The following is a 6,557-nucleotide window of genomic DNA, read 5'->3' on the forward strand; positions in this document are numbered from 1 at the left end:
CCTGGCTTGGCTCAGAGACCTTTTGTCCCTCTTCCTGCTCTCACTCTGGCCAACGCTCAACTGTCCAGTTCAGCCCAATTCGGCTTATTAACGATCGACTCATTTGCGAGTAGATCTCGTAGTTGCCCTCGATGGTCTGGCCACTCTGCTTCTTGGCAGTTGGATCAGTGCGGCAGAGGCAGAATATCATGTCGGGATACTGGGCTAGGGTTGTCCAGGTCTTCTGCCCGTTTACAGTGTATGTGTTGCCTTTCCGCTCGGCTTTCATCTTCAGCGACGCGAGATCGGACCCGGAACCAGGCTCGGAAAAGCCCCTGACACCACCAATCGTCGACATTGGCGATGCGCGGCAAATAGTGCTTCTTCTGTGACTCGTTACCGAACGTGTAGATAACCGGCCCAACCATGGAAACGCCGAAGGCGAGCGGCGTCGGGGCCGGATACATTTGAAGCTCCTCCTTGAAGATATAGTGCTGCACCGAGTTCCAGCCGGTGCCGCCATATTCCTCGGGCCAGTGGCTAACGCCCCAACCTCTCTTGTTAAGAGTGCGCCACCAGGCGATCATCTCATCTTTGGACGGATTCCAACCCTCAACCAGCTTTCGCTGCATCTCCGAGGGCACGTTGTCACGCAGGAACTGCCGCACCTCTTCCCGAAATGTTTGCTCCTCAGCTGTAAAGGCGAGATCCATTAGCCTCTCCCGTGCCCAACTTTGAGTAGTGTACTACAGCGAACATTATTCTGCGGCTCGTGCTGAGTCTGACCGGGATGGCCGCTCTAACTAGTTCGAGTGGAAACAGCTGAGCCAACTTGACCAACACCTCCTTGGTTTGTGAGCCCCCCTTCTGATAACATCGTCGTACCAATGATGTTCTCCTTTTGAAGTTGATCGATATCGGCATCTGAAAGTCCAAGAATTCTTGATAGGACTTCTCTATTATGTTGCCCGAGAGTAGGCGCCGGCGTGCGGATCGCGAAGGGTCTCGCATCTTCGCGAATAGGCATTGAGGGTTGCGAATGCACACCTATGAACGCTCGCTCGATTTGCTGCAGAAAGTCGCGCGACTTCAATTGCCGGTCATTAAGCAGGTCAATTGGGAAACGGGCCACCCCAGCAGCAACTTTTACTGCTTGCAGCTCGGACATTACCTCGTCCGCATCACGGCTGAGCGTCCAGGCCGCGATGACTGTCTCGATTTCGTTTTCAACACAGCGGCGAGCTTCAGCAGAGTTGAGTGACGCGTCGGCGGCCCAGTCAGGCCGACCAATGATCGACGCGAGCCTGCGCCACATATCGGGATCCGTAACTGCTATAACAATCCAATTGTCCTCGCCAGCACAACGGAAGCAGCCATGGGGCACGAACTGCGGGTGCCGATTGCCGTACCTTTTTGGAGCGGCGCCGCCAATTGACTGCAGAGTTATCCAAGGCGCCGCAAATGGTATCATGCATTCGACTTGTGCCAAATCGATAAACTGTCCCTGCCCCGTGCTACGGGCATGAACCATAGCGATCAAGACTGCGGCGCAGCCATTCAATCCGCCGACTGGGTCTCCAAAAGCGGTGTGACTCATCACGGGCGGTCCATCGGGGCCGCCTACCACTCCCGGGTAACCCGATCCCTGCTCCAGGGTCGAGCCGTAGGCTCGACACTCTCGATTGATGCTGTTCGTTCCAAAAGCCGACATTGACACCATCACTAGGCGTGGGTTGAGCGATTTCAGCACGTCGTAACCTAGGCCGAACCTCGGCAGAACACCGACTGAGTAATTGTCAACGACGATATCGGCCTTCGCTACGAGCCCCTTGGCAAGAGCACAGCCCCGGGAACGAGTCAGATCAATCGTGATACCGCACTTGTTGCGATTCATGATGCAGAACCGCAGCGTTTTTTCGTACATCTGGCTTTGAACGTAAGCAGGACTTCGATCAACACCGCGCCACCAGTCTGGATACTGCACAGCCTCAATTTTGATAACTTCGGCCCCCAGATCTGCCAATGTGCGCGTACACAAAGGCCCCGCCCAACCCATCGAAAAGTCGATGACTCGCGTGCCGCACAATGGTTGCATCCCTGTCTTTATGCTCATTGCGGTATTGGAACCAGCGTCGGTCAGGCGCATTCGCTTACGTGCGACGCAGCGCTGCTCGCCAGGATCCGGAACGCTTCCGCCCCGAATTGGAGGGGTTAACGTAAGCCGCTGCATTGAGCCTGCAGTTAGGCCATCTTCCTTACCGAACCGAACGGGCACAATCGCGCCCCGTTCTCTTTTTTCAATATTATTGAGCAAATCGAAGATTGTGGGCACCGGCACAAGCGGGATCTTTCGTTTCATTCCCTCCACGAACCACTCCCGCGCTGTCCGATCCCTCAGCCTCGGCATGAATTGCCGCTCGATCCGTTCTGCATCTAGCAGACGATCTTTGCCGAAGGCGAGACTCGGGTCATCCCTTAGTTGAGATAAGCCGAGCATATCACAGAACGCCCACCACTGAGCCGGTGTGACCGTCGTGACGCCAAGCCAGCCGTCTTTTGTTTCGTAGATGCCCAACGGAAATCCCGGCCAGAACCGATTAACTCCCATCCTGCGGATCACGTCCGAGTGTGCAACGGACTCGGACATGAGATACTCGCTCGCAGTTAAGGCAGATTCGAAAATGCTCAGAGACCACGTCCGACCCGCTCCACCCTGCATTATCGCCAGGACTGAAGATATTGCGGCGATGAAACCCCATAGGCCGGACAGGATACCTGTCTGGAAATCTGGTGCGTGCACAGGCGGGCCTTCGGCCGGTCCGGCCAGCTTGATGAGGCCGGCCAGCGCGCGGACTGTCGAATCGGTTGCGACGAATCCTGAATAGGGGCCGTCGTGTGCGAACCAGCTCGCGCCAAGGTAGATTAATTTAGGTCGTCGCTGGCAGATCGCGGCGATGTCAATCGGAACGCAATCCGCCGAAGCGACATCGCGACCGTCGATTAGAACGTCACAATCGTGGACCAAGCTAGTAAAGCGCGTGACCGCCTCCGGGTCTTTAGCATCGACAATCACGCTTGACTTGTTAAGGTTCAGGAATGCAAACCACGGGCTCTGGCCACCGGGCGTTAATGGTGCGCTGCTACGAAGTGGATCGCCGGCCGGCGGCTCTACTTTCTGAACATCGGCCCCGAAATCCGCAAATAAGCGAGCGCAATAGCTGGTTGCAGCCGAGCTACCGATCTCGACCACCCGCAAATGTGAGAGTACCCCGCAGGGCTCAACTTCCTCAGCCATACAGATGCTCCGGGATATAATTGGTTAGCCTACGCAAGCCTGCCTTAGTACGAGCTTGACCATTGACGCAGATCTGATTGCTGCCGACGAGAAGTTATTAGCAGCTCTCCAAAAAGGAAAAGCAACAGATGTGCCAAAGCACCCGACATAGGCCCCGCCGCATTGCAAGATTTGCACCGCGCTGGGCACGGGGTATTCTATCGTGAACGGCTGCCACAAACCTCTGCAGCTGCCTCAGAAGTAGCGCTTAAGCTCTCGGAGCCTTCTACCTACTTCCGCAGGCCTTTTTCGGTACATTATTCTTCCTCGACGATCCGATTGTGCCATTATGTCATGTTAGGTCCACTGACGTTGACACTCCGACAAAGGGCAGAGCGCTCCAAACGGTACGCTCCGAACGCCAATGGCTCTGTTTATTTGGCAAGCTAGCATGCCCTTGCGGCATGATGATTGCTAGGAACGCAGCCGAGAACCGCTCGCGCCGCTCAAAACGCGTTTCTTAGGTGCGCTGAGTTATGCAGTTCTTTTGTATCCGAGCGAAGCCTCAATGAGCGCGAGACGCGTCATGCATGGCCCGAACTCATCGATTGTGCTGCTGAGAATGTTACCGATCGAAAGGACTTTCAAATCACACCTGGCGAACTGGTCGCATTGCTCGAAGCCCTCAATTTGGCAAGGCCTCTTCCCGGCCGTTCAGAACCTCACTCGCACTGACAGTTGGTCGTACACCGGTTGTCGGTACTGCGCCATCGTGCGCGGGGTTGGAGGATGCACTCCGGTTAGCATCCAAAAAACCTGTGGACGTCGAGAGGTGAGCGCTGCCGGGACGAAATTTCGAGTCGACGTTGCCAGACAGAGCGACTGCGTGCGGAGCGATAGCTTCGTGAGACTCGTCCCAATGCATACGCAAGGAGCTGGAGGTATCGTGAGCGCAAATCTGATCGATGGAAGTAGCAAGGTATACGGAATCATCGCCGATCCGGTAGCGCAGATCCGTACTCCGGAGGCAATGAACAAGATCATCGCAGAGCGGGGAAGGCAGGCAGTATTCGTCCCCTTCCACGTTCATGCGGACAATCTACGTACCTTTGTCGCGGGCCTTAAGGCATGGCTAAATCTCCCAGGCTTTACCCTTACCGTACCGCACAAGGAAGCTATCCTGGCCCTATGTGATCGTCTTGGTCCAATGGCAAAGATCACCGGATCCGTGAATGTCGTTAGGAGAAGAGCCGGCGGCACATGGGAAGGTGAGACATATGACGGTCTTGGCTTCGTCGCCGGAATGAAATCTCAGGGCATTGATCCAGCGGGCGCGAAAATCTATATTCAGGGCTCCGGTGGCGCTGCCAAGGCCATCGCGGCAGCCCTCGCGGAAGCAGGTGCTGCACGTATTAGTGTGGCGAATCGTTCTCAACCGAGAGCTGTGACACTGATCAACCGTCTCAACGCCGCGTATTCCGGGCGCTGTGTATCCGGCATTGCCGCTGATCTAGCAACCGCCGACGTTGTCATCAACGCGACCTCGCTCGGGCTGCACGAAAAAGATCCCTTACCGATGGACGTATCCGCACTCAGCTCAAGGCAGATAGTTGCCGAAGTGATCATGCAACCGCACACCACGGCACTCCTTCGCGAAGCGCGAGCGCGGGGATGCCGTATCCACCAAGGCATTCACATGCTCACCGGGCAGGTTGTGGAGATCGCCAACTTTCTTGAAATATGACCCTAGCTCAACCGAACGCATTTTGCAGCGAGATTCGGTGACCTGCTCCTTTCCTCAATCATTTCCTCGCCATTCCGAGCGGGTACGTCACATTCGGGGAGCTGGCAAACGCAGTTCGATCTGTGGGCTACCAGATGTTTATTAGAGATCACATCAAGAACTGCAATGAGAGCTGGCTCCGGAATTTTGGACAGGGCGGTAAGTGGAGTTTCTGCCTGACGGCGGGCAAGATTGTATCCATTCGGCGTAGGCCGCAGGATCACCGCTTCAGCAGTCCAGGGTTTTCCTTGTAGAACTTAATAAGCTCGATCAGGTTGTCGATGCCGAAGTCGGTGAACGCCTGAACGCCGTCTTCTCCGACGCCATAGACCCAGATGACGCCATCCTCGATCTCCATCTCGTTGGCGATGTCCCACAGCCAATCTTCGTCTTCGCCGAGGTCTTTGGCGACCTTGGTGATGGTGGTGACGTGATGGACCTTGTTGACGTGGGTGGTCATGCCGCCGCTCGAGCGGAGAGCGCAGATGCTGGCGTCCAATTCCAGGGCAGAAGTTCGTCCAGCCGATGAGCCGGATGAGCGGCGATGCGGGCGAGGACATTCGTGAGCCACGCCTGCGGATCGATGCCGTTCATTTTGGCTGTGACGATCAGGCTGTACATAGCTGCGGCGCGCCGCCCGCTGCGATCAGACCCGCAGAAAAGCCAGGATTTTCGCCCAAGTGCGATGCCTCGCAGGCCCCTTTCGGCGGCATTGTTGGAGAGGCACACGCGGCCGTCCTCAAGGAATAGGGTGAAGCTCGCCCAGCGCTTCAGGATATAGTTGAACGCCTTAGCCAGGTCGTGCCCCCGAGACAGCTTGGCAAGCTGCTCCCGCATATAGACCTGAAGGTCCTCGACCAGAGGCCGGCTCAGCGTCTGCCGCACCTGAAGGCGCTCCTCGGCACTCTTGCCATTGATGGACCGTTCGATCTCGAACAGCGCATCGATCCGCCGCACGACCTCGATCGCGATCGGCGAGAGCGGGATTTCCTTTTTGCCGGTGGCCTTGCGCCGGGCTTCTCTTCGATGTCGGCCATCGCGAAGAACGGGCGCCGTCCATGCGACCAGCAGGCAGCCTCCCGGATTGGCCCGGGCTGGCGTCCCGCCAGATAGAGCTGGTTGTACCCGTCATAGGCGTCGGCCTGCAGGATGCCGGCATACCGGGCCAGATGCGCTTGGGGATGCTCGCCCTTGCGGTCGCGGGAGTAGTAGAACATCGCCGCCGGCGGGTCCGTGCCCCCAAATGACCGATCGTCGCGGACGTAGATCCAGCACCGTCCGGTGTCGGTCTTGCCCTTGGCCAGGACCGGTACCGTCGTATCGTCAGCATGAAGGCGCTCGGCCGCCATGACGTGGGCTTCCACCAAGCGCAGCAGAGGATCCAGCGAGGCACAGACCGCCCCAACGGCATCCGCCATGGTCGACAGTGCGATCGGCACGCCTTCCAGAGCGTAGCGCTCGGCCTGGCGGTTGAGCGGCTGATGCTGGCCGAACTTCTCAAACATAATCATGGCCAAGAGG

3 protein-coding genes and 2 pseudogenes are annotated in these 6,557 nt (G+C 57.1%); 1 reads left to right on the forward strand and 4 read right to left on the reverse strand.

The genetic code is table 11. The features are described 5' to 3' along the window. Positions 1-145: 145 nt before the first annotated feature. Positions 146-692 (reverse strand): annotated as a pseudogene (locus IVA87_RS26635) (acyl-CoA dehydrogenase family protein); the annotation flags it as partial. An 86-nt stretch (positions 693-778) separates the two neighbouring features. Continuing rightward, positions 779-3,274 carry a CoA transferase gene (locus IVA87_RS26640; RefSeq protein ID WP_247335796.1) on the reverse strand — a complete coding sequence of 832 codons (2,496 nt, stop codon included), beginning with the start codon at positions 3,272-3,274 and terminating at the stop codon, positions 779-781. Between the two features lie 925 nt (positions 3,275-4,199). Between IVA87_RS26640 and IVA87_RS26645 the strand changes: the two genes are divergently transcribed. Further along, positions 4,200-4,997: a shikimate dehydrogenase gene (locus IVA87_RS26645; RefSeq protein ID WP_247335798.1), complete on the forward strand. Its 798-nt coding sequence runs from the start codon at positions 4,200-4,202 to the stop codon at positions 4,995-4,997. Between the two features lie 259 nt (positions 4,998-5,256). Here the strand turns inward: IVA87_RS26645 and IVA87_RS26650 are convergent, their stop codons facing one another. Together IVA87_RS26650 and IVA87_RS26655 are read right to left on the reverse strand one after the other, a co-directional pair. Next, entirely contained in the window at positions 5,257-5,496 is a 240-nt protein-coding gene (locus IVA87_RS26650; protein ID WP_247333418.1) for a hypothetical protein, read from the reverse strand. Further along, positions 5,493-6,557 (reverse strand): annotated as a pseudogene (locus tag IVA87_RS26655) (IS66 family transposase); the annotation flags it as partial. The gene IVA87_RS26650 and the pseudogene IVA87_RS26655, both read right to left, overlap by 4 nt.

This window comes from Bradyrhizobium sp. 147, from assembly GCF_023073935.1.
Lineage (GTDB): Bacteria > Pseudomonadota > Alphaproteobacteria > Rhizobiales > Xanthobacteraceae > Bradyrhizobium.

What these genes read in the sequence shown, in the direction of transcription:
- IVA87_RS26640 (WP_247335796.1), bottom strand. Translation starts at nt 3,274, where the DNA reads ATGGCTGAGGAAGTTGAGCCCTGCGGGGTACTCTCACATTTGCGGGTG.
- IVA87_RS26650 (WP_247333418.1), bottom strand. Translation starts at nt 5,496, where the DNA reads ATGACCACCCACGTCAACAAGGTCCATCACGTCACCACCATCACCAAG.